This is a genomic window from Streptomyces sp. NPDC002181 (assembly GCF_042890485.1).
Taxonomy (GTDB): domain Bacteria; phylum Actinomycetota; class Actinomycetes; order Streptomycetales; family Streptomycetaceae; genus Streptomyces.
Window position 1 is genome coordinate 687,703 of record NZ_JBIASC010000001.1, and the last position, 25,688, is coordinate 713,390.

General features: G+C 71.6%; 18 protein-coding genes. 7 read left to right on the forward strand and 11 right to left on the reverse strand.

Translation table 11 applies throughout. The annotated features are described in order from the left end of the window. Positions 1-7 precede the first annotated feature (7 nt). The 7 genes from ACFYXV_RS03145 to ACFYXV_RS03175 all read right to left on the reverse strand — a co-directional run bounded on the left by ACFYXV_RS03145 (position 8) and on the right by ACFYXV_RS03175 (position 10,900). Positions 8-1,153 (reverse strand): ABC transporter ATP-binding protein, encoded by a 1,146-nt coding sequence (locus ACFYXV_RS03145; protein WP_385470891.1) that lies wholly within the window; start codon positions 1,151-1,153, stop codon positions 8-10. Continuing rightward, entirely contained in the window at positions 1,146-2,201 is a 1,056-nt protein-coding gene (locus ACFYXV_RS03150) for an ABC transporter ATP-binding protein (protein ID WP_385470889.1), read from the reverse strand. Before ACFYXV_RS03150 ends, ACFYXV_RS03145 begins: the two co-directional genes overlap by 8 nt. A gap of 17 nt (positions 2,202-2,218) precedes the next feature. Then, positions 2,219-3,148 (reverse strand): ABC transporter permease, encoded by a 930-nt coding sequence (locus tag ACFYXV_RS03155; RefSeq protein ID WP_383340124.1) that lies wholly within the window; start codon positions 3,146-3,148, stop codon positions 2,219-2,221. A 29-nt stretch (positions 3,149-3,177) separates the two neighbouring features. Beyond that, a complete protein-coding gene (locus ACFYXV_RS03160; RefSeq protein WP_383340127.1) occupies positions 3,178-4,101 on the reverse strand; it encodes an ABC transporter permease in 924 nt (307 codons plus the stop codon). A gap of 180 nt (positions 4,102-4,281) precedes the next feature. Continuing rightward, the gene (locus tag ACFYXV_RS03165) at positions 4,282-5,925 is read right to left on the reverse strand and encodes an ABC transporter substrate-binding protein (protein WP_385470887.1); all 1,644 of its coding nucleotides are present in this window, start codon (positions 5,923-5,925) and stop codon (positions 4,282-4,284) included. Positions 5,926-6,359: 434 nt separating this feature from the next. Then, positions 6,360-8,264, reverse strand: a complete 1,905-nt coding sequence (gene typA / locus ACFYXV_RS03170; protein ID WP_383494006.1) for a translational GTPase TypA — start codon at positions 8,262-8,264, stop codon at positions 6,360-6,362. Between the two features lie 329 nt (positions 8,265-8,593). Continuing rightward, positions 8,594-10,900 carry an ABC transporter family substrate-binding protein gene (locus ACFYXV_RS03175; protein ID WP_385470884.1) on the reverse strand — a complete coding sequence of 769 codons (2,307 nt, stop codon included), beginning with the start codon at positions 10,898-10,900 and terminating at the stop codon, positions 8,594-8,596. A 349-nt stretch (positions 10,901-11,249) separates the two neighbouring features. On the opposite strand from ACFYXV_RS03175, the gene ACFYXV_RS03180 reads away from it, so the two are divergent. The 7 genes from ACFYXV_RS03180 (at position 11,250) to ACFYXV_RS03210 (ending at position 21,420) form a co-directional block, all read left to right on the forward strand. Next, complete coding sequence (locus tag ACFYXV_RS03180; protein WP_389381890.1) at positions 11,250-11,483, forward strand: hypothetical protein; 234 nt, start codon at positions 11,250-11,252, stop codon at positions 11,481-11,483. Positions 11,484-11,649: 166 nt separating this feature from the next. Beyond that, positions 11,650-12,471, forward strand: a complete 822-nt coding sequence (locus ACFYXV_RS03185; protein ID WP_385470880.1) for a hypothetical protein — start codon at positions 11,650-11,652, stop codon at positions 12,469-12,471. Position 12,472: 1 nt separating this feature from the next. Then, positions 12,473-14,377, forward strand: a complete 1,905-nt coding sequence (locus tag ACFYXV_RS03190; protein WP_389381891.1) for a fumarate reductase/succinate dehydrogenase flavoprotein subunit — start codon at positions 12,473-12,475, stop codon at positions 14,375-14,377. Beyond that, positions 14,374-15,147, forward strand: a complete 774-nt coding sequence (locus ACFYXV_RS03195) for a succinate dehydrogenase/fumarate reductase iron-sulfur subunit (protein ID WP_389381892.1) — start codon at positions 14,374-14,376, stop codon at positions 15,145-15,147. Before ACFYXV_RS03190 ends, ACFYXV_RS03195 begins: the two co-directional genes overlap by 4 nt. A 78-nt stretch (positions 15,148-15,225) precedes the next feature. After that, complete coding sequence (locus ACFYXV_RS03200) at positions 15,226-18,456, forward strand: protein kinase (RefSeq protein ID WP_389381893.1); 3,231 nt, start codon at positions 15,226-15,228, stop codon at positions 18,454-18,456. 65 nt (positions 18,457-18,521) lie between these two features. Then, positions 18,522-20,672 (forward strand): TPM domain-containing protein, encoded by a 2,151-nt coding sequence (locus ACFYXV_RS03205; RefSeq protein ID WP_389381894.1) that lies wholly within the window; start codon positions 18,522-18,524, stop codon positions 20,670-20,672. 31 nt (positions 20,673-20,703) lie between these two features. After that, positions 20,704-21,420: a PspA/IM30 family protein gene (locus ACFYXV_RS03210; RefSeq protein ID WP_383340154.1), complete on the forward strand. Its 717-nt coding sequence runs from the start codon at positions 20,704-20,706 to the stop codon at positions 21,418-21,420. Positions 21,421-21,478: 58 nt separating this feature from the next. On the opposite strand, the gene ACFYXV_RS03215 is transcribed toward ACFYXV_RS03210, so the two are convergent. The 4 genes from ACFYXV_RS03215 to ACFYXV_RS03230 form a co-directional block, all read right to left on the reverse strand. Then, entirely contained in the window at positions 21,479-24,037 is a 2,559-nt protein-coding gene (locus tag ACFYXV_RS03215) for a SpoIIE family protein phosphatase (RefSeq protein ID WP_389382111.1), read from the reverse strand. A gap of 212 nt (positions 24,038-24,249) precedes the next feature. Next, positions 24,250-24,678: an ATP-binding protein gene (locus ACFYXV_RS03220; protein WP_385470870.1), complete on the reverse strand. Its 429-nt coding sequence runs from the start codon at positions 24,676-24,678 to the stop codon at positions 24,250-24,252. A gap of 164 nt (positions 24,679-24,842) precedes the next feature. Continuing rightward, entirely contained in the window at positions 24,843-25,274 is a 432-nt protein-coding gene (locus tag ACFYXV_RS03225) for a (deoxy)nucleoside triphosphate pyrophosphohydrolase (protein WP_389381895.1), read from the reverse strand. A gap of 28 nt (positions 25,275-25,302) precedes the next feature. Beyond that, positions 25,303-25,488 carry an SPOR domain-containing protein gene (locus tag ACFYXV_RS03230; protein WP_385470866.1) on the reverse strand — a complete coding sequence of 62 codons (186 nt, stop codon included), beginning with the start codon at positions 25,486-25,488 and terminating at the stop codon, positions 25,303-25,305. Positions 25,489-25,688 lie beyond the last annotated feature (200 nt).

Consider the following 25,688-nt stretch of genomic DNA (forward strand, 5'->3'; position numbering starts at 1 on the left):
CGGGGGATCAGATGGCCAGGACGGCCTTCTCCTCCGCGAAGTGGCACGCCGACTCGTGCGCGGCCGGGGTGTTGACGCCCTGGAAGCGCGTCGGGATCGCCAGCAGCGGCTCCTCCGTGGAGCAGCGCTCCTCGGCCTTCCAGCAGCGGGTGCGGAAGCGGCAGCCCGAGGGCGGGTTGGCCGGGGAGGGGACGTCACCGGTGAGGATGATCCGCTCGCGGCCCTCGCGGGCGGCCGGGTCCGGGACCGGAACGGCCGACAGCAGCGCCTGGGTGTACGGGTGGGTCGGGTGTTCGTAGATCTGCTCGTCGCTGCCGATCTCCGCCATCCGGCCCAGGTACATGACGCCCACGCGGTCCGAGATGTGCCGGACGATCGAGAGGTCGTGCGCGATGAAGATGTAGGACAGGTTGAACTCGTCCTGCAGCTTCGCCATCAGGTTGATGACCTGCGCCTGCACCGACACGTCGAGCGCGGACACCGGCTCGTCGCAGATGATGATCTCCGGCTGGAGGGCGAGGCCGCGGGCGATGCCGATGCGCTGGCGCTGGCCGCCGGAGAACTGGTGCGGGTACCGGTTGATGTACTCCGGGTTCAGGCCCACCACGTCCAGGAGCTCCTGGACCTTGCGGCGCCGGTCGCCCTTCGGAGCCACCTCGGGGTGGATCTCGAACGGCTCCCCGATGATGTCGCCGACCGTCATGCGCGGGTTCAGCGAGGTGTACGGGTCCTGGAACACCATCTGGATGTTGCGGCGGACGGCCTTGAGGGCCTTGCCGGACAGCTTGGTGATGTCCTGGCCCTTGTAGAAGACCTCGCCGGACGTCGCCGTCTCCAGCAGCATCAGCAGCTTGGCGACGGTCGACTTGCCGCAGCCGGACTCGCCGACGATGCCCAGGGTCTCGCCCTGGTGCAGGTCGAAGGAGACCCCGTCGACGGCGCGGACGGCGCCGATCTGCTTCTTGAACAGGATGCCCTGGGTCAGCGGGAAGTGCTTGACCAGGTTGCGCACCTGCAGGATCGGCTCGCCGCGGTCGACGGGCGCCTCGATGGCGGCCACGGCCGCCGTCTCGGACGCCGCCTTGACGACGTCGACCTCGCTGATACCGGGTGTCGCGTCCACGGCGTCATCCTTCTTGTCGAACTCAGCCATGGAGCTGCTCCTCGCGGAAGTGGCAGGCGCTGCCGCGGCCGGCCAGCTCGGTTCCGTCCTGCTCGGTCACCGGCAGCAGGGCCGGGACCTCGGTGCGGCAGATGTCCTGCGCCTTGGGGCAGCGCGGGTTGAAGGCGCAGCCGGAGGGGGCCTTCAGCAGGTTGGGCGGCAGACCCTTGATCGCGTACAGCTCCTGGCCCTTCTGGTCCAGGCGCGGGATCGAGTCCAGCAGTCCCCGCGTGTACGGGTGCGCGGGGCGCTTGTACAGCTCGTGGACCGGGGCCTGCTCGACGATGCGGCCCGCGTACATCACGGCGATCTTGTCCGCGACGTCGGCGACGACGCCGAGGTCGTGGGTGATCAGGATCAGACCCATGTTGTACTCGCGCTGCAGGTCCGCTAGCAGGTCCATGACCTGGGCCTGGACCGTCACGTCGAGCGCCGTGGTGGGCTCGTCCGCGATGATCAGGTCGGGCTCCAGGGCGAGCGCCATCGCGATCATGATGCGCTGGCGCATACCGCCGGAGAACTGGTGCGGGTAGTCGTTGACCCGGCTCTTGGCCGCGGGGATCTTCACCCGGTCCATGAGCTCGATGGCCTTGGCCTTGGCGTCCTTCTTCGACATGCCCTGGTGGACGCGGAACATCTCGCCCAGCTGGTTGCCGACGGAGTAGACCGGGTTCAGCGCGGAGAGCGCGTCCTGGAAGATCATCGCCATCTTGGGACCGCGCAGCTTGCGCCGCTCGCTCTCCGGAAGCTTGAGGATGTCCTCGCCGCGGAAGAGGATCTCTCCCTTGGAGACCCGCCCGGGGGGCGAGTCCAGAATGCCCATGATCGCCTGCGCGGTCACGGACTTGCCCGAGCCGGACTCGCCGAGCACGGCCAGCGTCTCGCCTGAAGAGACGCTGTAGTTGACGCCGTTGACGGCCTTGACCACGCCTTCGCGGGTCGCGAACTCGACGTGCAGGTCGCGCACTTCGAGTACGGGCGCCTCGGCGTCCCCGCCCCTCTGGCGGGGCACTTCTGCGGTGATGCTTGAAGTAGTCATGTGGTGGTGCCGCCCTTCTAGCGCAGCTTCGGGTCGAGGGCGTCGCGGAGCCCGTCACCGACGAATACGAAGCCAAGGACCGTCAGCACGATCGCGATGCTGGGGTAGGTCCACAGGAAGTCCTTGACGCCCATGAAGTCCTTGGCGGCGGCGAGCATGTTGCCCCACTCCGGGACCTCCGGGCTGACACCCACGCCCAGGAAGGACAGCGAGGCCTCGGCCACGATGGCGCCGCCGACGCTGAACGCGGCGTAGGCCATCACTGCGGCGATGGAGTTGGGGATGATGTGCCGCACGATGATCCGGCGGGTGTCCGCGCCGAGGGCGCGGGCGGCCAGCACGTAGTCGGCCTCGCGGACCGACAGGATCGAGCTGCGCAGCAGACGGGAGACCGTCGGCCAGGAGAAGATCGCCAGCGAGATGATCACCGGCATGATGCCCCGGCCCATCACGATGATGATGACGATGGCACCGATCAGCAGCGGGAAGGCGAAGAAGACGTCCGCGATGCGCATCAGCACCGAGTCGGTCGCACGGCCGAAGTAGCCGGACAGGGCGCCGATGACGATGCCGATGAGGCACGCCAGGAAGATCGACGCCAGACCGATCACCACGGCGATGCGGCTGCCGTAGATGATGCGGGACAGCTGGTCGCGGCCGAGCGCGTCGGTTCCGAGCAGGTGGCCGCTGCCCGGGTCCTGCAGGGTGTTGGTCAGGTCCTGCGCGTACGGGTCGTGCGGCGCGATCAGCGGGGCGAAGAGCGCGGTGAGGAAGAGCAGCAGGACGAGGCCGAGGCCGACGACGGCCAGCTTGTTGGCGAGGAAGCGGTGGCGGATCTCGCCCCACTGGGTCACGCGGGCGATGGCCGGTTCGGCCTCCGCGTTCGCGCCCTTCGCCGGTGCGGTCGCGTCCCCCGCCACCGATGTGCTCTTGGTGAGCTCGGTCATGGGTAACTCCTAGAACGGGCTGCCTGGGATCAGGCGAGGCGGATGCGCGGGTCGAGGACCGCGTACAAGAGGTCGACGAGGAGGTTGAGCAGAACGAACACGCCGACGCCGAAGCTCACGACGCCGATGATGATCGGGTTGTTCTGCTGCTGCACCGCCTGCACCAGGGCGAGCCCGATGCCGTCCCAGTTGAAGATCGCCTCGGTGATCAGGGCGCCACCGAGCAGCGAGCCGAAGGAGATACCCAGGTACGTGACGACCGGGATGATCGAGTTGCGCATGACGTGCTTGACCAGCACGGTCCGCCGCGGCAGACCCTTGGCGACGGCCGTCTTGACGTAGTCGGCGCGCAGCACTTCGAGCATCGTGCCGCGCATGAGCCGGGCCACGAGGGCCGCGTCGAGGATCGCCAGCGTGAAGGCGGGCAGGATCAGCGACTTCATCGTGCCGTCGGAGATCAGCGGGACCCATTCGAGCTGGATCACGAAGACCTTCTGGAGCACCATGCCGATCACGAAGGACGGGAAGCCGACGGCCATCGTGGTCAGGAGCGTGATGAGCACGTCCCAGAACGAGTATCTGAACAGAGCGGCGATCAGGCCGGCCAGCAGGCCGATCGCGATGTCCAGGACGATGGCGGCCAGAGCGAGCTGCGCGGTGTTGACGAGCTTCGGTCCGAGGACCTCCGTCACCGGCCGGCGCTGGGTGTAGTCCTCACCGAGGTCGCCCTGCGCGAGGTTCTTGACGAAGTTCCCGTACTGGACGGGGAGCGGGTCGTTGAGGCCGTAGCGCTCCCGCAGCTGTTCCACGACAGCCGGGTCACGGGCCTTGTCACCGCCGAGCGAGCCCACGGGGTCGCCGGGGAGCACGAAAAGACAGCAGAAGAGAATAACCGTCGCACCGAAGAGAACGACAACCATCTGTCCGAGCCGCCGGATCACATATCTTCCCACGATGCCTCCTTCACATACTGAGCGTGGGGGTTGGCGGCATCATCCGATCGGGAGATTGGCCGCATCCGGGCGCGGATCGACAACGAAGAGGGGTGCGCCCGGGACTGAGCGAAGGCCGTGGGGACCGAAGAAGTAACTCGGACCCCCACGGCCTTCGCCTACCTGATGTTGAGGAGGCTGCTACTTGGCTGCGATCTCAGCGAGGTTCGGGTCCTCGAAGAAGTCCATCTTCACGTTGGTGAACTTGTCCGTGGCCGCGAGGCGGTACTGGGTGCGCTTCCACAGCGGGATGACGGCCTGCTCCGTGTCGACCGCGAGCTTCTCGGCCTCCTGGTAGAGCTTGGCGCGCGCCGCCGGGTCCTTGGTGCCACGAGCCTGGGTGATCAGCTCGTCGAACTTCGGGTTGTTGTAACGGCCGCGGTTGTCACCGAGGGCCTTGCCCGACTCGTCCGGGTTGATCGAACCCGAGTCGAGCAGCGGGAACAGGAAGTTGTCCGGGGTCGGGTAGTCCGCGCCCCACGCCGAGCGCCACAGACCCGCGGTGCCCTTCGCCTGCTGCTGGGCCAGGGCCTCCTTGAACGGCTTGCCGTTCAGCTTGACCTCAAGGCCGAGGACGTCCTTCAGCTGCTGGGCAACGGCCTGGACCCACTCTTCGTGGCCACCACCGGTGTTGTAGCCGAAGTCGAGGACGGTGCCCGGCTTCAGGCCGCCCTTGGCCGCGAACTCCTTGGCCTTGTCCTTGTCCTGCTTGACGCAGGTGGTGCAGACACCGTCCTGGTAGGTGTCCGCGAAGGAGGGCGGGAGGATGGAGGTCGCGGGCTTCTGCAGACCCTGGAAGACACCCTTGGCGATGGCGTCGCGGTCGATCGCGTACGAGATCGCCTTGCGCGCGTCGGGGTTGTTCAGCGGCGCGGTCTCGTTGAAGGCCACCAGGTAGTTGATACCGCTGGTGTCCGCCTCGATCCACTGCTTCTTCGGCTCGTACTTGGCCTTCGCCACCGACTGCTGCGGCGTGGGCATGCGCGCCCAGTCGAACTGGCCCGACTGGAAGCCCTGGTACTCCAGGGTGGCGCCGTTGGCCGCGTTCAGGATCGAGATCTCGACCTTGTCGAGCTTGGCCTTCTCGAAGCCGTAGTCGTCGTTACGGACGAGGGTGATGGACTTGTTGTGCTGCCACGAACCCTCCATCTTGAAGGGGCCGTTGCCGATCGGCGCGTCGTTGTACGCCTTGTTGCTGGCGGGGCCGGCGGCCTTCGGGACCGGGCTGAAGGCCTGGTGGACCGTCTTCTTGTCGAACTCGAAGTCGGCCGCGGAGAGCTCGACCTTGAGGGTGTTGGCGTCCGGGGCGCTCAGACCGGCGAAGGTGGTGGCGGTGCCACCGTTGAGCTCCTTGTAGCCGTTGATGCCGTCGAACGGGTACGCGACGTCGGAGGCGGACTCCTTGGCGACCACACGGGTCCAGCCGCGGATGAAGGCCTCGGCGTCGACGACCTCGCCGTTCGAGAACTTGGTGCCGGACTTGATCTTGAAGGTCCAGGTCTTGCCGTCGTCGCTCGTCTGGACCGACTCGGCGAGCTCCGGCTTCAGCTTGCCGTCCGGAGTGGCGCTGTACAGGCCGGTGAAGAGGTTGTGCGCGACGAGAGCGCCCTCGGACTCCTGGGCGTTGTACGGGTCGATCGCGGTGGGCTCGGTGATACCGAGACGGAACGTACCGCCGCCCTTGCCCGCACTGTCCTTGCTGTCGTCGCCACCGCCGCACGCCGTGGCAGCCATTGCCACGATGACGGCACCCACGACCCACTTGGCGCTCGTTGCTCCGCGCATGGGTAATTGCCTCCTCAGGAGTCACTGTCGATAGTGATGGGCCGTCCCCCGCTGACACCCCTGACAGCGAAATCCGGTCCCGTCGTGTGTGCTCGTGAGTCGACGCTCCCCACAGCGTGTGACCCATTGACCCGAGCTCAATGGAGCCATCCTCAGGGACACCCAGGCTGTAAACCACACTTAAGTGGTCTCGTTTTCACAACATCACCGCATGGCGAAAACCCGAAATACGGACAAACGGATAGGAGACAGACACGTGCGAAACGGACGGTTGGTTCTTCTTTCGAACAGCCATAGCCGGTATGCGGACACATGAACGTCACAAACCGCTTGACAAAAGCCCGCAGCCCGTCCCCCCACGGAAGCCGTGAGGGGACGGGCTGTCGATCATGCGCGGCTTTCAGCCAGCCCGGAACGTGTCCGGAACGGGGCCGCTACTTCGCGGACTTGGCGCGCGACGCGGTGCGCGAGCGCTCCTTCTGGTCCAGGACGACCTTGCGGATGCGGACGGCCTCCGGGGTCACCTCGACGCACTCGTCGTCGCGGCAGAACTCCAGGGACTGCTCCAGGGAGAGCTTGCGCGGCGGCACCACGTTCTCCGTGTTGTCCGCGGAAGCCGCACGCATGTTCGTGAGCTTCTTCTCCTTGGTGATGTTCACGTCCATGTCGTCGGAGCGCGAGTTCTCGCCGACGATCATGCCCTCGTACACCTCGGTGCCCGGCTCGGTGAACAGGACGCCGCGCTCCTGCAGGTTGATCATCGCGAACGGCGTGACCGAACCGGCGCGGTCGGCGACCAGGGAGCCGTTGTTGCGGGTGACCAGCTGGCCGAACCACGGCTCGTGGCCCTCGTGGATCGAGTGGGCGATGCCCGTACCGCGGGTGTTGGTCAGGAACTCCGTACGGAAGCCGATGAGGCCGCGCGACGGGACGACGAACTCCATGCGGACCCAGCCGGAGCCGTGGTTCGACATGTTGTCCATACGGCCCTTGCGGACGCCCATGAGCTGCGTGACGGCGCCCATGTGCTCCTCGGGGACGTCGACCGTCATGCGCTCGACCGGCTCGTGCGTCTTGCCGTCGATCTCCTGCGTGACGACCTGCGGCTTGCCGATGGTCAGCTCGAAGCCCTCGCGGCGCATCTGCTCGACCAGGATGGCGAGCGCGAGCTCACCGCGGCCCTGGACCTCCCAGGCGTCCGGGCGCTCGGTGTCGAGCACGCGGAGGGAGACGTTGCCGATGAGCTCGCGGTCGAGGCGGTCCTTGACCTGGCGGGCGGTGACCTTGCGGTCCTTGACCGCGGACTTGGCGTCCGCGCCCTTGCCGCTGCCGCCGCGGCCGACCATCGGGGAGGTGTTCGTACCGATGGTCATGGAGATGGCCGGCTCGTCCACCGAGATCAGCGGAAGCGCGATCGGGTTCTCCGGGTCGGCCAGGGTCTCGCCGATCATGATGTCCGGGATGCCGGCGACCGCACAGATGTCACCCGGGCCCGCCATCTCGGCCGGCTTGCGGGTGAGCGCCTCGGTCATCATCAGCTCGGTGATGCGGACGTTCGACTGGGTGCCGTCACGCTTGATCCAGGTGACGGTCTGGCCCTTGCGCAGCTCGCCCTGCTCGACGCGGAGCAGCGCGATGCGGCCGAGGAAGTTGTCGGCGTCCAGGTTGGTGACGTGGGCCTGGAGGGGGGCCTCGTCGTCGTACACCGGGGCGGGGACGTGCTCCAGGATGGTGGAGAAGAACGGCTCCAGGCTGTCGCTGTCCGCGGGGACGGTGCCGTCCTCCGGCTTGGTCAGCGAGGCGATGCCGTCACGGCCGCAGGCGTAGACGATCGGGAACTCGATCTGGTCCTCGGTGGCGTCCAGGTCCAGGAAGAGGTCGTACGTGTCGTTGACGACCTCGTCGATCCGGGAGTCCGGGCGGTCCGTCTTGTTGATGCAGAGGATGACCGGCATGTTCGCCTGCAGGGCCTTGCGCAGGACGAAGCGGGTCTGGGGCAGCGGACCCTCGGAGGCGTCCACCAGCAGGACGACGGCGTCCACCATCGACAGACCGCGCTCGACCTCGCCACCGAAGTCGGCGTGGCCGGGGGTGTCGATGATGTTGATCGTGATCGGGGCCCCGCCGTCCTTGGGGTGATACTTCACCGCCGTGTTCTTGGCGAGGATCGTGATGCCCTTCTCACGCTCCAGGTCGTTCGAGTCCATCATGCGGTCGTCGAGGTGCTGGTGGGCGGCGAAGGCACCGGCCTGCTTGAGCATGGCATCGACGATGGTCGTCTTGCCATGGTCGACGTGGGCGACGATGGCGACGTTACGGATGTCGTGGCGCGTGGGCACTTCGGCGCTTCTCCCGGGATCGTGGATGGCGGCGCGTACGGTCCGGCACGCGCGCCTCGACCGGGCGGAAAACCTGCCACGGCCTTACCCCATCGTACGTCGCGTGGCGGGAACCGCCCGCCGGGGGGTCTGTCAAGAGGCCGGAAGGCTGAGCAGGGCCGGGTGCGGGGTGGGGGGTCCCGGCCGTGGTTGCTGCGGGTATCACTGCGGGTCAACGGGCGTGGTCAATGGGTACGCGACGACCTTGCCCGCCGGAGGTCCGGCGGGCAAGCGACTTGAGTCACATCTGAGCTTGGGAGCCGAACCTCAACCTGTCCGGCCCCGTTTTGTCACTTCTTCTTCTTCGGTTCTTCCTTGGCGGCCTGCGGCTTCTTCCAGCCGATGTCCTGGAAGCGGGGGGTGCCGAGGCCGAAGGCGCCGGCGTTGGCCAGGTTCGGCTTGGCGGCCACCAGCTCGGGGCGCTGGTAGAGCGGGATGGAGCCGGCGGCGGCCCAGATCCGGGCGTCCGCCTTGCGCATCAGCTCGCGCGAGGCCTCCTCGTCCAGCTCGCCGAGCGCCTGGTCGAAGAGCTGGTCGATGTGGTCGGTGCCGACGCGGGTGTAGTTCTGTTCGACGAGGAGCGAGCCGTCGGCGGCCGGCTCCGGCTTCGCGAAGATCGGGCGGGCGTCGGTGGCCGGGTAGGCCGTCGCGGGCCAGGAGTAGAGCGCCAGGTCGTACTGGCCCGAGGCGACGTGGTCCTTGAAGAAGCTCTCGTCGGCGACCTTGGTCACCTCGGTGTTCACGCCGACCTTCTTGAGCATCTGCGCGATCCGCTCGCCGACCGTGCGCAGGGCCTCGGAGCCGGGGCCGGCCGGGAGGACGAAGCGCAGGTTGAGGGCCTTGCCGTCCTTGGCGAGCATGTTCCCGGAGGTACGGACCTGCTTGGCCGGGGCCGGCGCCGGGGAGCCGCTGGCCTTGCCGGGGCCGGGGGCCTCGCCGTCGCGGGCCGGTCCGCGCTTCGCGTCGTCCACGGCGTCCGGATCGGCGGCCGCGCCGGCCTCCCCCTCCTGGCCCGAGGGGTCGATCCGCTCGCCCCGCACGCCCTGGGGAGACGTTTCCCCACCCGTCTTGATCGCGGACTCCACCACCGGGAGGCCCCGGTCCAGGGCGTCCCCGTTGCGCCCGTCGGTCTCGCCCACGATGTACAGGCCGTCGTTGCCGGTGCCCGGGCCCGACGGGGTCTTCGAGTCGTCCTGGCCCTCCTCCGCCTCGGAACCGGCCTTCGCGCCCGCCGGCTCGGTGAGCTTGCCGCCCCGGCGCCAGCCCGCGTCCGCGAGCAGGGCCTGGGCCGCGTGGAGGTCCTTGCCGCCGAGCGCCTCGCTGTTGTCGGCGTACGCCCGCTGCCCGGCCAGGGCCACGTGGCTGCCGACGGGCTTCGCCGGCAGGCCAAGGGGCTTCAGTACGATCTCGGCCAATTCCTTGCGGTCCAGGGCCCGGGCCACCGCCCGGCGGACCCGCTCGTCGGTCAGCGGGCCGGAGGCCCCGTTCATGGCGAGCTGCGTGTAGGCGGGCTCCAGGGACTTGCGGACGGTGAAGGTCCGCAGGGCCGACTGCTCGTCCGCGTACGCCTTGGCCGCCTCGGCGTTCTGCGCCCGGGTCTCGCGCTCCGCCGCCGCCTTGCCCTCGTCGGTGCCGTACGCGGTCGCCCACGAGAGCGTGGCCTGCGCCGGGGTCACCGCCGCGCCCGGACCGTGCGCCGCGGCCCCGCCCGCGCCCGGGGAGCGCTCCGCGTCCCGGTGGGCCATCGCGATGCGGTCGGCGCCCGCCCGGTCGATCTCCGCCAGGTCCACCTTGCCGGCGGCCAGCGCGGCCGGGCGCTGGGCCCGCGGCACGGCGGTCAGGACCAGCGAGTCCAGCTTGGCCGGCCGGCCCCACCAGCGGGCGCTGCGGGTCAGGGCGACGGTGCCGGTCTTCTTGTCGACGGCGCCGAGGTTGAAGGGCCCCGCGGTGACCTTGAGGGTGCCGCGGGCGCCCTCGTTGAAGGCGTCCGGGGTGCCGGTGACCTGCTTGGGGTAGAGCGGGGAGAACAGCGAGCGCCAGTCGGTGTACGGCTTGGCGAAGGTGACCTTGACCTCCAGGTCGGTCTTGCCCCGCTCGATCTTCTCGATCCGGTCGTAGCCGGCGTTGCGCGCCGTCCAGTACGCCGAGTCCTTGCCGTTCAGGGCCCGCCACTGGGCCACGAAGTCGGCGGCGCCGATCTCGCGGCCGTCGCTCCACACCGCCTGCTGGTTCAGCTTGTACAGGACGACCTGCTTGGGCTCGCGCTCGACGACCTCGGCCTTCTCCAGGTAGTCCGGGTTGGCGACCGGCCGGCCCTTGTCGTCGAGGACGAACAGCTGCGGCAGCACCGCCCCGGCGATCCGCGTGGTCGTGGCGTCCGCATCGGCCTGGAAGGTGTTCAGGGTGTCCGGCAGGGAGTCCACGGCCCAGCGCAGCACACCGCCGTCGGCGACCTTGTCGCGGGCCGTCGCCGCGATGTCCTGTCCGGCGGCCACCGGGCCGCCCTCGTCGTCACCAGAGCCGCAGCCCGCGAGCAGCGGCAGTGCGAGGACTCCCGAGGTCAGCAGCGCCAAGGACCTGCGCCTTCTCTGGGACATGGGTGGTACCTCCGGGGCGGGACGCGAAAGGGGCGGCTTGATCACGTTTGGCGGTATATGGAGCTGATCACACTGGGTGCCGCAACACACTGAAATCCACCGCCCGCCGCACCTCTCGCAGCCGACCCTCGCCACGCCGCGAACCCCACCCGTGCGGACCAATCCGGCTTGCGCCGCGGGCGGGGGCTCCCTCGGAAGAGGGATCGGACCGGGAGCGGGGAGGGGCGCACAGATCGCGCCTGCGCGCCCGCAATCGGTGCACGTCCCTTCACAACCGGGGACGGGAGGCGCGACACTCGCAGGCGCACATGAGCGTTGCCACCGCAACCAGCGGAAGTGAGGGCAAGTCATGTCCCTGCAAGACGATTTGACCGCCGTACGACGCAATCTGAACGAGCTGGTCCGCTCGGTGGAACGGCTGGAGCGAGACGTCGAGGACGCGGCCCGGAAGGATCCTGCCGCCCCGCGCACCCCACGCCGGCAGGAGGGGATGGTCCCGGTCCCGGACACCCCGTACGACAGCTCGCTGTGGAAGGACGCCGACGACGAGGGTCTCGGCGCCCGCGGCCGCCGGGCGCCCTGACCGGCACCCGCACCCGCGGACCCGCGCGCCCGGGCACGTGCACCACCCGCCCGGACCCGCGGCTCCCGTACCCGCGCAACCCCGCACACCCCAGCGCCCCACCCGGCCCGGCCGTCCGCGGCCGGGCCTCGTGGGTCACCCCTCATCACTCCACCCGGAGTCCCCTTTGGCCACAGGCACGGAACCACCCCGGCAGCTGACCGGTGTCCACGACGCCTCCCGGGCCGCGATCGCCGGCCGGCACCTGCGCACCGACCGGTGGTGGCTGGCCCCCGCCGTCACCGCGGCCGGGCTGCTCGCCTTCATCGTCTACTCGACGTGGCGGGCCTTCGCGAACGCCGACTACTACGCGGCCCCGTACGTCTCCCCGTTCTACTCCCCGTGTCTCGCGGAGAACTGCCGGGAGATGCGCGGCGGCCCGAACCTGGACCTGTTCGGCAGCTGGTGGGGCCTGTCCCCCGCCCTGCTGATCCTGGTCTTCCCGCTCGGCTTCCGGCTGACCTGCTACTACTACCGCAAGGCGTACTACCGCGGCTTCTGGGCCTCTCCGCCCGCCTGCGCCGTCGCCGAGCCGCACGCGAAGTACACCGGTGAGACGCGCTTCCCGCTGATCCTCCAGAACCTGCACCGGTACTTCTTCTACGCGGCGCTGCCGGTCGCGGGCATCCTCACGTACGACACGGTGCTGACGTTCCGAAACGACCGGTACGAGTGGGGCCACATGGGCCTCGGGACGCTGCTGTTCCTCGTCAACATCGCGCTGATCTGGGCCTACACCCTGTCCTGCCACTCCTGCCGGCACATCATGGGCGGCCGCCTGCGGCACTTCTCCAAGCACCCGGTGCGCTACCGGATGTGGGGCTGGATCAGCCGGCTCAACACCCGCCACATGCAGCTGGCCTGGGCCTCGCTGATCAGCGTGGCCCTGTGCGACTTCTACGTGTACCTGCTGGCGAGCGGCGCCTTCAACGATCCGAGGTTCTTCTGACATGGCTCAAGTCGACCGGCAGCAGTGGGACGTGGTCGTGGTCGGCGCGGGCGGCGCCGGGCTGCGGGCCGCGATCGAGGCGCGCGAACGGGGCAAGCGCACGGCCGTGATCTGCAAGTCCCTGTTCGGCAAGGCCCATACGGTGATGGCGGAGGGCGGGATCGCCGCCTCCATGGGCAACGTCAACGAGGGGGACAACTGGCAGGTGCACTTCCGCGACACCATGCGCGGGGGCAAGTTCCTGAACCAGTGGCGGATGGCCGAGCTCCACGCGAAGGAGGCTCCCGACCGGGTCTGGGAGCTGGAGACCTGGGGCGCGCTCTTCGACCGCACGCCCGACGGGAAGATCTCCCAGCGCAACTTCGGCGGCCACGAGTACCCGCGCCTCGCACACGTGGGCGACCGGACCGGCCTGGAGCTGATCCGCACCCTCCAGCAGAAGATCGTCCAGCTCCAGCAGGAGGACTTCAAGGAGTCCGGCGACTACGAGTCCCGGCTCAAGGTCTTCCAGGAGTGCACGGTCACGAGGGTCCTGAAGGACGGGCAGAAGGTCTCGGGGACCTTCTGCTACGAACGCGAGTCCGGCCGGTTCTTCGTCCTGGAGGCCCCCGCGGTGGTCCTGGCCACGGGCGGGATCGGCAAGTCCTTCAAGACGACGTCCAACTCCTGGGAGTACACGGGCGACGGCCACGCGCTGGCCCTGCTCGCCGGGGCACCCCTGCTGAACATGGAGTTCGTGCAGTTCCACCCGACCGGCATGGTCTGGCCCCCCTCCGTCAAGGGCATCCTCGTCACCGAGTCGGTGCGCGGTGACGGCGGGGTACTGCGCAACAGCGAGGGCAAGCGGTTCATGTTCGACTACGTCCCGGACGTCTTCAAGGAGAAGTACGCGGAGACCGAGGACGAGGGCGACCGCTGGTACGAGGACCCGGACCACAACCGGCGCCCGCCCGAACTGCTCCCCCGCGACGAGGTCGCCCGGGCCATCAACTCCGAGGTCAAGGCGGGCCGCGGCTCCCCGCACGGCGGGGTGTTCCTCGACGTGTCCACCCGGATGCCGGCGGAGCGGATCCGCCGCCGCCTTCCTTCCATGTACCACCAGTTCAAGGAGCTGGCGGACGTGGACATCACCGCCGAGCCGATGGAGGTCGGCCCGACCTGCCACTACGTGATGGGCGGGATCGCGGTGGACTCCGACACCGCCGCCACCGTCGGGGTCCCGGGCCTGTTCGCGGCCGGCGAGGTCGCGGGCGGCATGCACGGCTCGAACCGGCTCGGCGGGAACTCCCTGTCCGACCTGCTCGTGTTCGGCCGGCGGGCCGGGCTGCACGCGGCCGAGTACGCCGACGGCCTCGCCGGGGCGCCCCCCGCGGTCTCCCAGGCGGAGATCGACGCGGCCGCGACGGAGGCGCTGGCCCCGTTCCACGCCGCCGAGGGCGCGGAGAACCCGTACACGCTCCACCAGGAGCTCCAGACGACCATGAACGACCTGGTCGGGATCATCCGCCGCGAGGGCGAGATGGCCGAGGCCCTGGAGAAGCTCGCGGGTCTGCGCGCGCGGGCGGCCCGGGCCGGGGTCGAGGGCCACCGGCAGTTCAACCCCGGCTGGCACCTGGCCCTGGACCTGCGCAACATGCTGCTGGTCAGCGAGTGCGTGGCCCGCGCGGCCCTGGAGCGCACCGAGAGCCGCGGCGGGCACACCCGGGAGGACTGCCCGGCGATGGAGCGCTCCTGGCGCCCGGTGAACCTGCTGTGCCGTCCGGTCGAGCCGGCGCCCGGGGACCCGGCGGCCGACCGCATCGTGCTCGAACGCACCCGTACCGAACCCGTCCGCCCCGACCTGCTCGCGCTCTTCGAGAAGGAAGAGCTGGTCAAGTACCTCGCCGAAGAGGAGCTGTACGAATGAGTACGTACGACGCGAGCTTCCGGATCTGGCGCGGTGACGCGGAAGGCGGGGAACTGCGGGACTTCACCGTCGAGGTGAACGACGGCGAGGTCGTCCTGGACATCGTCCACCGGCTCCAGGCCACCCAGGCCTCGGACCTCGCGGTGCGGTGGAACTGCAAGGCGGGAAAGTGCGGTTCGTGCAGCGCGGAGATCAACGGCAGGCCGCGGCTGATGTGCATGACGCGCATGTCCACCTTCGAACGGTCCGAGACCATCACGGTCACGCCGCTGCGCGCCTTCCCGGTGGTCCGCGACCTGGTGACGAACGTGTCCTTCAACTACGAGAAGGCGCGCGAGGTCCCGGCCTTCGTGCCCCCGCAGGGGGTGGCTCCCGGCGCGTACCGGATGCAGCAGGTGGACGTGGACCGCTCGCAGGAGTTCCGCAAGTGCATCGAGTGCTTCCTGTGCCAGGACACCTGCCACGTGGTGCGCGACCACGAGGAGAACAAGACCGCCTTCGCCGGCCCGCGCTTCCTGATGCGGGTGGCGGAGCTGGACATGCACCCGCTGGACGCGGCGGCCGAGGCGGGCCTGGACCGCAAGCGCACGGCGCAGGAGGAGCACGGGCTCGGCTACTGCAACATCACCAAGTGCTGCACGGAGGTCTGCCCGGAGGGCATCAAGATCACCGACAACGCGCTGATCCCGCTGAAGGAGCGGGCGGTGGACCGCAAGTACGACCCGCTGGTGTGGCTGGGCAACAAGATCCGCAGGCGCGCTGACACGTAGCACCCCCTGCCGTTCACTTCGCACGACACAATGCCCCCTGGGAAAACGTCGCATGACGTGATGTCAGGGGGCTTTGCGGTGCGGGTGGGGGATGAACTGGCCGGCCGGTACCGGCTGGACCAGCGGCTCGGCGCGGGCGGCATGGGCGAGGTGTGGCGCGGCCACGACCTGGAGCTGGACCGGTCGGTGGCGGTCAAGGTACTGCTGGACGCGGTCATGAACGAGGAGGTGGTCGCGCGGTTCAGACGCGAGGCCACGATCGGGGCACGGCTCCAGCACCCCGGGATCACCGTGGTGCACGACGTGGGGCGCCAGGACGGGCGGCTGTTCATCGTCATGGAGCTCCTCTCCGGCGAGGACCTGGCCAGGACGCTGGCACGGGACGGCGCCCTGCCGGTGGACCTCGCGGTGGACCTGGCCGCGCAGACGGCCGAGGCACTGGCCGTCGCGCACGGACAGTCGGTGGTCCACCGCGACCTGAAGCCGGGGAACCTCTTCCTGCTGCCGGGCCGGCGGATCAAGATATGCGACTTCGGCATCGCGCACTCCGCGGACGCGACGGCGGCCTGGACGGTCACGGGCCGGATCATCGGGACTCCCCCGTACATGGCGCCGGAGCAGTGGCGGGGCGAGCGGGTGGACGCGCGGTGCGATCTGTACGCGCTGGGGTGCGTGCTGTACGCGCTGGTGAGCGGGGCGCCGCCGTTCGGGCAGACCGAGTCGCCGTACGTGCTGATGCACCGGCACTGCGCGGAGGCGCCGCTCCCGCTGCGCGAGGCGGGGACTCCGGTTCCGGTGGAGCTCGACCGGCTGGTGCTGGCCCTGCTGGCGAAGGACCCGGCGGAGCGGCCGGAGTCGGCGGAGGCGGTGGGCAAGGCCCTGCGGGGGCTGGGCCGCGAACTGACCGGGCCCCCGGTCCGCCACGGCCCGGCGGAACCGGGGGCCGCCGGGCGGTCGCGGGTCCCGTCCGGCGGGGGGCCGGCGGGGACCTGGCCGGAGCCGGGAGCGGGGAACGGGGCGGGGAACGGGACCGGCAACGGGACCGGGACCGCTGATCGGTGGGCCGGGGCGGAGCTGGGCTCCGGGGTGGGCGTTGCCGTGGAGTCGGACGCCGTGGAGTCGGACGCCGTGGACGCCGGGTCCGGGGTACGGGAGTTCGTACGGGGGCTGCTGACCGAGGCGGAGGCCGCGCTGGAGGAGCTGCGGGGCCCCGACGACGCCCGCGTCGAAGTGCCGGCCGTCGCCGCCGACGCCGCGGCCCGCTTCGACGCCGGGCTCGCGGCCTCGCTGCTCGCCGGAGCCGAGAGCGCGGCGTGGGCCGAGGGCCGGGGCGACGGGGCCCGGGTGGCCCGGCTGCTCACGGCGCTGGCCCGGGAGACGGCCCCGCACGCCCCCGCACGGGCCCGGCGGCTGCTGACCGACGCGCAGCAGGCGCTGTTCACGGTGTTCGGCCCGGACCGGGAGGCCCCGCTGCGCGCGCTGGCGGAGGAACTCGTCAAGCTGGCCCCCGAGCAGGCCTCCCAGATCGCCGGACACCACCTCAGCGGACGCCCGGCCCCCGGCGGGCTCCGCGCCCGGATCGAAGCGGCCCTCGTGGCGGCGCATCCCGAGGAGGCCGAGAGCAGGCTGGCCCGGATCCAGGATCCGGGCCAGCGCGCGGCGGCCACGTACGACACGGTGCTGGCCGTCGCCCCGCGGGACCTGGCGACCGCCCTGCGCCTGAGCGAGCGGATCGGCTCCGCCGGGGCCCGGCTGCTGGCGCTGTGCCAGGTGGCCGAGGACCGCGCCGAGGCCTGGGATCCGGCGGGCGGGGCCCGGGCCCTGCAGCAGGCGGACGCCGTCGTCCCCGAGGTGCTGGAGGAGCGGGCCGCCTGGCTGCGCGAGGAGGCGGCCCACCACGAGAGCGCCGGCGGCCACGTACAGGCGGAGCGGCTGCGCACCAGGGCCGGCGCCCTGTTGCGCAGCCGTCCCGAGACGGCCGGTGACGAGAAGGCCGACCACGCCCTCGCCGTGCTCGCGGCGGCCAGGGAGCGGGTGGCCCTGGCCGCCCGGCCCGCGCTGGGGCCGGCGGGAGCCCGCGAGCGCGCGGAGCGGGCCCGCGCCCTGCCCGAACCGGCGGACCGGGCGCGTGCCCTCGCGCTGATCGCCCGGGACTGCGTGGCCGCGGTGGGTACGCCCTGGCTGCCGGAGGCGGCGGCCGGTGCCGGGAGCCCTCCCCCGCCCGCACTGACCAAGCTCACCGAGCAGGCCCGGTCCCCGCGGCCGGCCGACGCGGACGGGCGCCGGTGGCGTCACGCCGGCCGCCGCCCGGACGCCCTGCACCGCGCCGGGGACGCCCTGGTGTGGCGGTCGGGGGCCGAAGTGGGCTGCGTACGGGCCGACGTGGGCGCGCAGCGCTGGACCGCCCATGCCGACGAGGGCGCGGCCGCGCCGCCGCTGCCCGGGACCGGTCCGGTGCGGGTGTCCTGCGTGGCGGACGCCGCGACGGTGTACGTCACCCTGCGCGGGGACGACGAGCCGGGCGTACGGGTCGTGGCGCGGGAGCCCCGCGACGGGCGGGTGCGCTGGTGGCGGGACCTGCCGGAGCGGAACGCGGGTGTGCTGCGCAGCACCGGTCCGCTGCTGGTGCACCGGGCGGGGAACGGGCTGACCGCCCTGCGGGCGACGACGGGCGAGGTGGCGTGGGAGCAATCCCTGCTGGGGTCCCGGTCCCTGGAGACGGTCGGCGGGTGCCTGCTCGAGGCGGACAGCCTGTGGTTCCGCGCACTGGATCCGGCGAACGGGCGGGCGCTGTGGGGTTGGATGCGGAGTTCGGATCCCATGGGGCCGGTGCCCGGCGCGCAGCCGCTGCACCTGGTGGACGGCAAGCACCTGCACGCCCTGGACCGCGAGACCGGACGCGGACTGTGGCGGTTCGCCCTCGGAGCCCCGGCGGGGCGGCCGCTGGTCGAGGGCGGCACGGTGTACGCCGCGGCTCACCGGCCTCTCCAGGGAGCCCTGGTGTTCGCGCTCGACGCGCGGACGGGGGTGGTGCGCTGGCAGCGGACCGTGTTCCGGGGCGAGGGGGCGGGCGGCGCCTTCGAGCTGCTGGGCCTGCGGCCGGGCGGGCTGTACGTGAAGGCCGCCCGCGGTGGCCGGCGCGGGCTGCTGGGCAGGGAGTCGGGCCCGTTCGTGGCGGTGCTGGATCCGGCGACGGGCAAGCCGCGCCGCCAGTGGGAGCATCCGGGGCTCGCCGACGGGGACACCCTGCTGGTCGGCGACCGGCTCGCCCTCTCCCGTCCGGAGCTGGCGGCGTACGACCTGCCGTAGGGCCGTCCGGGGGGCGGGCGCTCCGGGTGCGAGGGGTCACGAGCCCCCATACCCTCCCAAATGTGATGCCGCCCAGGAGCAGGAGCAGGACGAAGCGACGCACCACCGCCGGGATATCCGCACGGGCCGGGCTCGTCCTGGCCGCCGGGCTGCTCGGGCTCGGCGGCTGGGGGGTGGCGGGGCTGGCCGGGGCGCCTCCCGCCCGGGCGGAGGATCCGGTCACGCTGTCGCGGCAGGGGCAGATCACCGACCGCGTGGGCGCCCTCGGCGACCGGACGGCCGCCGTCACCGCCGCGCTGGAGAAGCTGTACGCCGGTCACCGGATCCAGCTCTTCGTGACGTACGTGCACGATTTCTCCGGGCGTTCCGCGCAGAGCTGGGCGGACGCCACCGCGCAGAAGAACGGCCTCGGCCAGGACGACGTACTGCTGGCGGTGGCGACCGGGGCGCGCCAGTACGCCTATTCGGCCGATGTCGACTCCGGTTTCACCGAGGCGCAGCTCGCGGACGTCGCCCGCGTCGCCATCGAGCCCGCGCTCCGGCAGAACGACTGGGCGGGAGCCGCGATCGGCGCCGCCGACGGGTACGGGGCCGTGCTCTCCGGGAAGCCCGTACCGGAGCCGGCCGTCACCCCCGGCGTGGCGGACCCCGGCGGCGGCGCGGACGAGGGCGGCGGCGCCGGGGACTACGTGCTCCCGGTGGCCGTCGTCGGCGCGGCCGGCGCCCTCGGGGCGTACGCGTACACCCGCCGCAGGCGCAAGGGCGGCACGGGGGGCGGCTCCCGGACCACCGGGTGGGGTGAGCAGCCCGCGACCACGACCGCGCTCCCGCTGCCCGAACTCGACGCCAAGGCCAAGGCCCTGCTGGTGGAGACCGACGACGCGATCCGTACGAGCAACGAGGAGCTGGGGTTCGCCACCGCGCAGTTCGGCGAGGCGGCGGTGGGCACCTTCACCGCGGCGCTGGCCTTCGCGCAGAGCGAGCTGACGGCCGCGTTCCGGCTGCGCCAGCAGCTCGACGACGCGTACCCGGAGGACGATCCGACGCGGCGGCGGATGCTCGACGAGATCGTGGCCCGGTGCACCGAGGCGAACCGGCGCCTCGACGCCGAGTCGGCGGACTTCGACCGGCTGCGGGACCTGGAGAAGAACGCCCCGCAGGCGCTGGCCACGGTGGAGGCGCACTTCCGCGCCCTGACGGGCCGTACGACGACGGCCGAGGCGACGCTGACGGCGCTGGCGGGGCGCTACGCGGACTCGGCGTCGGCACCGGTTGCCTCCAACGCCGAGCAGGCCAAGGACCGGCTGCTGTTCGCGACGACCAGCCTCGGCGAGGCCCGGGCGGCGGTCGACGGCGGGGACAACGGAAGGGCGGCCGTGCACGTACGGGCCGCCGAGGGCGCGGTGGACCAGGCGGCCACGCTCGTCGACGCGGTGGAGCGGCGGGCGCAGGAGCTGGCGGAGGCGGCCGGGAAGCTGCCCGGGGCGCTCACGGAGACCGACACCGACCTCGCCGACGCGCGCGGGCTGCTGACCGGCACCGCGGAGGGGACCTCGACGGCGGACCTGCGGGGCCGGATCGGCCGGGCGGAGGCGGTCCTGGCCGACGTACGGCGGGGGCAGGCGGCCGGCCGGTACGACCCGATCGACGCCCTGCGCCGGGTGGAGGAGGCCGACGCCGTCCTCGACGAGGCGCTGGCCGGGGCGCGCGAGCGGGAGAGCGGCCGGCAGCGGGCGGCCGCGCTGCTGGACCAGGCGACGCTCTCGGCGCGCAGCGCGATCGGCGCGGCGACGGACTACATCACCACCAGCCGTGGAGCGGTGGGCAGTCAGGCCCGGACGCGGCTGGCGGAGGCGCGGCGGCGGCTGGAGCGGTCGCAGGCTCTGGCGGGGTCGGACCCGGCGGGCGCGCTGGCGCAGGCGCAGCAGGCGGACGGGCTGGCGCGGCAGGCGCAGGAGTTGGCCGAGCAGGACGTACGGGCGTACGAGAACCCGTACGGCGGGCAGCGGCAGCAGCGCGGGGGCATGGGCGGCGCGGTACTCGGCGGGATCATCCTGGGCGAGATCCTGGGCGGCGGCCGGGGCCGGGGCGGCGGCGGGTTCGGGGGCGGCGGGGGCGGCTTCGGGGGCGGCGGGTTCGGCGGCGGGGGGCCGGGCCCGGGCTCGTTCGGCGGCGGGGGCACCCGCGGCCGGATGGGCGGCGGCGGGCGTTTTTGACCCACTCTTCCCGATCCTCGAAAGGGCACCGATGAGCAAGCAGACCATCCTCGGCCGCGTCACCCAGCTCGCGAAGGCCAACATCAACGCGCTGCTCGACCAGGCGGAGGACCCGCAGAAGATGCTGGACCAGCTGATCCGCGACTACACGAACAACATCGCGGAGGCGGAGCAGGCGGTCGCCACCACCATCGGCAACCTGCGGATGCTGGAGGCGGACCACAAGGAGGACCTGGACGCGGCCGCGGAGTGGGGCGGGAAGGCACTGGCGGCGAGCCGGAAGGCGGACGAGCTGCGGGCGGCGGGTTCGGTGGCGGAGGCCGACAGGTTCGACAACCTGGCGAAGGTGGCCCTGGGCCGCCAGCTCCGGTCGGAGAAGGAGGCGAGGACGGCGGAGCCGACGATCGCCTCCCAGACGGAGGTCGTGGACAAGCTCAAGTCCGGGCTGGACGCGATGAAGGACAAGCTGACGGAGCTGACGGCGAAGCGCGACGAGCTGGTGGCGCGGGCCAGGACCGCCCAGGCGCAGAACACGATGATGGACGCGGTGAAGAACATCGACGTGATGGACCCGACGAGCGACATCGCCCGCTTCGAGGACAAGGTCCGCAGGGAGGAGGCCAGGGCCATGGGCCGGCAGGAACTGGCGGCTTCCTCCCTGGACGCCCAGTTCGAGGCCCTGGACGACCTCGACAAGTCCGCCGAGATCGAGGCCCGTTTGGCGGCGCTGAAGGGCCGGGCGGCGTAGCCGTTCGCGCCGCGCGGCGGAGGTCCGGGGGCGGAGCCCCCGGACCCGTCCGGGGCGGTCAGCCGTACATGCTCAGCAGCTGCTCCGCGGACAGCTCCGCGACGGACTCCGCCGCGCCGCCGGGCAACGGCAGCTCGAACCACACCGTCTTGCCCCGGTGGGTCCGCCGGGTGCCCCAGCCCGCCGACAGCAGGCCGACCAGTTGCAGGCCCCGGCCTCCCTCGTCGGTGTCGCGCGCCCGCCGCCGCCGCGGCTGGACCAGGTTGCCGTCCCAGACCTCGCACACCAGCGTCCGGTCCAGCAGCAGCCGCAGCCGGATCTCACCCTCGCCGTACCTCAGGGCGTTGGTCACGAGCTCACTGACCAGCAGTTCGGTGGTGTCCAGCAGCCCCTCCAGACCCCACGCCGGCAGCTTCGTCCGCGCGAGCTCCCGCGCCCGGCCCACCGAGCGGGCCTCACGCGGCAGCTGCCAGTCCCCGACGGCGTCCATCGGCAGCCCCTGCACGCGCGCCATCAGCAGCGCGATGTCGTCCTCGCCGTGCCGCGTGTCCAGGGTGTTCAGCACGTGGTCGCAGACGTCCTCCAGCGGCCGCACCGGATCGGCGAGCGCGTCGCGCAGCCCGCGCAGCCCCTCCTCCAGCGGGTGGTCGCGCGATTCGACCAGTCCGTCCGTGTACAGGGCCAGCAGCGCGCCCTCCGGAAGGTCCACCTCCACCTCCTCGAACGGCTCCCCGCCCACCCCGAGCGGCATCCCGGTCGGCACCTCCAGCAGCAGCGCGGGCCGCGGCGGGGCCCCCGGTTCGGCCGGTTCCACCAGAACCGGCGGCATGTGGCCGGCGTTGGCGATGGTGCAGCGCCGGGTCACCGGGTCGTAGACCGCGTACACGCAGGTCGCGAGGTACACCTCCGAGCGGTCGGCGTCCCGCGAGTGCAGGGCCGCCCGGGAGGCCTGCTGGGCGCCGCCGGGCGCGCCGAGCCCGCGGGCGATCTCGTCGAGCGCGGTCAGCACCTCGGCCGGCTCCAGGTCCAGCAGGGCCAGGGTCCGTACGGCGGTGCGCAGTTCGCCCATCGCGACGGCGGCCCGCAGCCCGCGGCCCATCACGTCGCCGACGACCAGCGCCGTGCGGTGCCCGGGCAGCTCGATGACGTCGAACCAGTCCCCGCCGACCTCGGTGGCCGCGTTGCCGGGCAGGTACCGGCAGGCGATGTCCAGGCCGGCCGCCTCGGGGTCGCCGGGCGGCAGCAGGCTGCGCTGGAGTATCAGCGCCCGCTCGTGCTCGCGCCGGTACAGGCGCGCGTTGTCGATGCAGACGGCGGCGCGGGCGGCGAGTTCGACGGCCACCGCACGGTCCCGTTCCCCGAAGGGCTCGCTGCCCTTCGTGCGGGAGAACCGGGCGAGCCCCACCACCGTGTCGTGCGCGACCATCGGCACGACGAGCGTCGACTGGACGAGGTCGTCCGCCGCGCCGCTCTCGATCAGCCGGGGCCGCGCGGTCCGCAGGGCCAGCGCCCCCGGCGAGGCCGCCGGATAGCGGTGGACCTCGCCCACGGAGACCCCCGATCCAGGATCCGACAGCGGACCGTCCGAGACGGCCGAGGCGAAGGCGACCCGCCGCAGCGGGGGCGAGGGCGCCCGGCCCGGTCCGCGCCCCTGCGGCAGCGGGGGTACGCCGGGCCCGTGCGGCCGGGCGGGCCGGTCGTCGTCGCCGAGCAGCAGCCCCTGGTAGAGGTCGACGGCGGCGAGGTCGCAGAAGCCCGGGACGGTCACGTCGAGCAGTTCGCGGGCGGTGGTCTCCAGGTCGAGGGAGTTCCCGATGCGGTGCCCGGCCTCGTTGAGCAGGGCGAGATTGCGCCGTACCCCGGCGGCCTCGCGGGCGGCGAGGTGGCGTCGGGTGACGTCGGTGCCCAGGCCCGCGACGCCGATGGGCCGGCCGGTGCCGCCGTGGACGCGGTAGAGGTTGATGGACCAGTGGCGGTTCTCCCGGCTGCCTGGGGCGGAGCCTGTGATCCGCAGGTCGGTGACGGAGTCACCGGTCTCCAGGACCCGGCGCAGGGCCTCGGTCATCCGGTCGGCCTCCTGGGCCGGGAGGTAGTCGTGGACGGTGCGGCCGCGGTGTTCCTCGGCGGCGCCGCCGAACACGGTCGCGAAGCGGCGGTTGGCGCGCTGCACGGTGAGGTCCGTGCCGAAGAGCAGGAAGCCGAAAGGAGATTGGCCGAATATGGCCTGCGAAGCGGCAAGGTCGGATTCGATGCGGCGCAGCGCGCGTACGTCGACGACGACGCAGAGCGCGGCCCGTTCGGCGGTCTCGGTCTGGGTGGGCATCACATAGATCTCGGCTACGCCGTGCGCGCCGTCCCCGCCGGGGATGCGGAACGGGACGAGGCCGGTCCATTCCTTGCCGTCGAGGATCTCGGCCATTCTGCGGTGGCCGCCGGCGCGCAGCTCGGGCGGCATGAAGGCGTCCACCGGGTCCCGGCCCACGGCCTGGGCCGCGGTCAGCCCGAACAGCTCCTCGGCGCGCAGGCTCCACTGGTCGATGAGCCCGTCGGATCCGATGGAAAAGGAGGCGACCTTTATGTAGTCATATATCGAGCCAGGCGGGCTGCTGTGCCACAAGGAGTCGTTCCACGTCTCCCCGGGCACGCGGGCCTGATGTGCCTGCGCAGGTATCTCGCTCACGCGACCGTCCCCTCCAGCTCACCGCAACCGGACCGGCCATGACCGAAGTATTCAGCACCACGGCCCCGCACGGCACGGCGTTCACGATCACAAAACGGTTCCGGCTATTTCGAGCCATGCCCCGTGATCGTCGGCCATCCGTCACCTTGTTACTCACCAGGAAGTGCCAACTCGAACCACACGGTCTTGCCCGAGTTCCCGTGCCGGGTCCCCCAGCGCTGCGCCGAGGCGGCGACCAGATGCAGCCCCCTGCCGCCTTCGTCCTCCGCGTGCGCGACCCGTTCTCGGGGCGGATCCGGAAGCGGATCGGACACCTCCACCAATAGCGCGGCGCCCCCCGCGGGACTTTCGCTGGCCGAATTCTGCCGCACCAGCCGGACTCCGATGGGGCCGGAGGCGTACCGCAGCGAGTTGGTGACCAACTCGCTGACCAGCAGGACGGTGACATCGCCGACGGAGTCGAGGCCCCAGGAACTCAGCGTGCCGCGCACGGCGTGGCGGGCGGTGCGGACGGCGCCGGGCTCTGCGGGGAAGGCCCACTCGGCGCATTCACCGTCTGTGTCGATCACGCGGATCACTTCCCGGGCCGGCAACGGCCCCAGTCCGATTCCGCAGGGACAGAGCCACGTGGGGGCAGTACACGATTGGGACTAATAGCGACATACCCGATATTCAGGGCGTCGTACCACCCGATCCCTCACGCACCGGCGCACTGTGGCGCAGACGGCCCAGCGCACGCGCGTCACGCGCCCCCGTGCGACCTGGCGTGCCGTTCCCCGCGCCCGTCGCGCAGCCGGCGGCCCGCCTCGGCGACGGCCGGCCGGTCCTGGTCGAGCCAGTCCACGGAGTCCAGCTCCTCCGGCGCGAGCCAGCGCAGCTCGTCGTGGTCCTCCAGCGGCGCGGGCTCACCGGACAGCAGCCGCGCGGTCCACACGTGCAGGACGAGCCCGGGCCTGATCTGCCACTCCCCCAGGATCCGCTCCAGCGGCTCGGTCTCCACGCCGAGCTCCTCGCGCAGTTCGCGTACGAGCGCCTCGGGTACGGACTCGCCCGGCTCGGTCTTGCCTCCGGGCAGCTCCCAGCGCCCGGCCACCTCGGGGGGCGCGCTGCGGCGGGCGGCCAGCAGGCGCCCCTCATGACAAAGGGCTCCGCCCACGACCACTCGTACCGTCATGGGGCGGAGCCTATGCCAACGCGGATGCTCAGTTCGTCGTGGCCGTCTGGCCGATCCGCTCGACCCAGTAGAGCTGCTTGTGACCCCTGCCTTCGAGGCTGTCGACGACCTTCTGGGCCTCGGACCGGGTGGGGTAGCGACCCACCCGGTAGCGGTTGCCGTTGTCGTCCTCACGTATGACCAGCCATGGGAGCAGGGCACCGCTGTCGTTCATCGCGTTTCACCCTCCGCCGATGTATCCGCCCGGGAAACCGCATTGCGCATATGCCCGAGCTTACGCCCGACCTTTACGGAGCGGATACGGTTTTTTACGAAGAGGTACCTCACAGGCGTACGCATCCGGCCATGCGTACGAGCGGGCCATGCGCGCCGGTTCGAACACGGCGCACCGCGGGACGAACCGCACGGTCAACA